Source organism: Acinetobacter sp. 251-1, from assembly GCF_030329305.1.
GTDB lineage: Bacteria > Pseudomonadota > Gammaproteobacteria > Pseudomonadales > Moraxellaceae > Acinetobacter > Acinetobacter piscicola_A.
On sequence record NZ_JACANS010000048.1, the window covers coordinates 1 to 2598 of the forward strand.

Genomic DNA, 2598 nt, shown 5'->3' on the forward strand with positions numbered 1-2598 from the left:
GTGCTTGACTTGGAATTGTCCATATAGGACATTTCTATTTGGTTATTAGGTAGGACATTTCTACTTAGGAATAACATTAAAAAATGAGATTATCCTTATGATAATTAAAGAAATTTAAAAATTTCGTATAATCGCCATTATGTTAAATCCCCTCATTCCAAGCTTTATCTAAACTTTTCAAATTATTGTATGCTTCTTCAAAATTATTTAATTTAAATGTTAAAACAGGAGATGAAAAAGGTTTTTCCCAAACTACGGATGTTACAAGGTCATGCATATTGTCCCATGCTACCCCAAATCGAATCCATTGAACCTCTGATTCAGTCACGATCTGTTCAATCATAATTACATTACAGACAAGATCTAAATCATCAGGACAAATTAAAATTGGTATGACAGTTGATACTGCACCATATTCAGAAGTTTCGGGTTTTAATAGTTTCCATGCATTACTCAAAGGAACGCTATTTTCAAAGTCATATAGCCAACCCTGTGCTGGAACGGAAGATTTTGCATCTTTAAAACTAGTGTTTTTACTTATCCATATATTTAATGGAAGCCCATCAATAGCAAAAATAGGAAATGGTTTAGTGTTTCCACTTCCATCCTGAATACATCCTTTGATAGGGTGTTCATTTAATAATGTTGCTGAAATTAAGTTCATATATTTTTTAAATACTTTAAAGATTTCCTAAAATTAACATAATACGCCTTATACGAAATGCTTTAAATTTATCTTTAAATTTCATTGTCTTATGTTTGTTTGAAAAGCCCTATCACAGCCGATTGGGCTTTTTTATGCATTTTTCACGTTCCACGCTTACTTCTTGAGCAATGTTCCACGGTTTTGATTAGCTCCAGTGAATAATTAAAACCTAGATAATAAGAACCGAACGAGTGTCTACGAGTGATTGAGCATCATTAAAATTTCGCCCTCGCCTTTTCTCTGATTACAAGCTCCCCTTTGCTTCACAACGAAAGATACAGAGCATCCCGAATGGGTGCGAACTTTGGAGCTTTTGCTTTTCAAAAAGTATGAGCGAAGCGAATACATTACAAATGCTTTTGCTTTTAGATTTCACAAACAGGATTAACTAAAAACTGCCCCACGAAGCGAGGAACGAGCTTCAATAGAGTACGAGCTTTAGCGAGTACATAGGGCAGTTTTAAGCACTCCCCTCTTTTTAATAATTTTTAATTTTTTAATTTTTAGCATCTGTAATCAATTGATAAATAATAATAAAAATAAGGATAAGTACACCTTTATCTTGCAATAAGTACACCTTTATCTTGCAATAAGTACACCTCTATCTTGCAATAAGTACACCTCTATCTTGCAAAGTGACACTTAATAAAATAAAGTGTACTTATATACTTAAAAAACATGTCTGCTTATGAAAAAAGAACTAGTCGTTAAAGATAATGCACTAATAAATGCTAGTTATAATTTAGACCTATCAGAACAACGTTTAATACTGTTAGCCATACTTGAAGCTAGGCAATCAAATACACCCAATGATAAAGATTTGACTATTCATGCTGAAAGCTATATCAACCATTTCAATGTTCATAGAAATACAGCCTATAAAGTTCTTAAAGATGCTTGCAAAAGCCTATTTGATCGTAGATTTAGCTATCAAAAACTGACTCAAAAGGGCAACATTGAGAATGTAATAAGTCGATGGGTACAACGAATATCTTATGTAGAGAATGAAGCTCTTGTTCGTATTAAGTTTTCTGATGATGTTGTACCGTTGATTACAAATTTAGAAAAACACTTCACCAGTTATGAACTAGAGCAAGTCAGCAGTTTAACTAGTGTTTACGCTATACGCTTGTATGAGTTGCTTATCGCATGGCGTAGTACAGGCAAAGTGACTATGGTAGAGCTAGAAGAGCTAAGATTAAAACTAGGCATAGAACCCAATGAATACAAGAGAATGGGGCAATTTAAAGAAAAAGTTTTACACCTTGCCATTGATCAAATTAATAAGTACACAGATATAAAAGCAGAGTATGAACAACACAAACGTGGTCGTTCAATTATTGGTTTTTCATTTAAGTTTAAGCAGAAACAACAACCGAAAAAATTAGATTCTAAGCGTGACCCAAACACACCTGACTTTTTTGTCAAAATGACTGATGCTCAACGCCATTTATTTGCCAATAAAATGTCTGAAATGCCTGAAATGAGTAAGTATTCGCAAGGCACGGAAAGCTACCAACAATTTGCTATCCGTATTGCAGACATGCTTTTAGAACCTGAAAAATTCAGAGAGCTTTACCCATGTTTAGAGAAAGCAGGATTTAAACCATGATGCAACTGGAGAACCTAACAGCCAATTTTCAAGGCGTTCAAATTAAGTATACCGACATCGTTAATTATGAAATTGCGAGGGAAAATATATGCGGTTATATTTTCCTATTATCCCGAATATCCAAAAATGCCGAACCTACCGAAAAAATGCCGATGGAAAGCAAAATAGAGGACTTAATTTACTATCGAGATAATTTGCAGATCTGTGTAGGCAATACCCTTACTTTTGATAAGCCAAAAGAAAGCAAAAGCCTTTGTTACCCATACATAACATCCCTATT

General features: G+C 33.8%; 3 protein-coding genes. 2 read left to right on the top strand and 1 reads right to left on the bottom strand.

The window, feature by feature from the left end:
- Nucleotides 1-142: 142 nt before the first annotated feature.
- The gene (locus tag HX129_RS17605) at nt 143-664 is read right to left on the bottom strand and encodes a hypothetical protein (protein WP_180105732.1); all 522 of its coding nucleotides are present in this window, start codon (nt 662-664) and stop codon (nt 143-145) included.
- 730 nt (nt 665-1394) lie between these two features.
- On the opposite strand from HX129_RS17605, the gene repM reads away from it, so the two are divergent.
- Entirely contained in the window at nt 1395-2318 is a 924-nt protein-coding gene (gene repM / locus HX129_RS17610; RefSeq protein WP_111813180.1) for a replication initiation protein RepM, read from the top strand.
- The coding region (locus HX129_RS17615; protein ID WP_286436392.1) for a hypothetical protein at nt 2315-2598 on the top strand (284 nt) is incomplete at its 3' end. The genes repM and HX129_RS17615, both read left to right, overlap by 4 nt.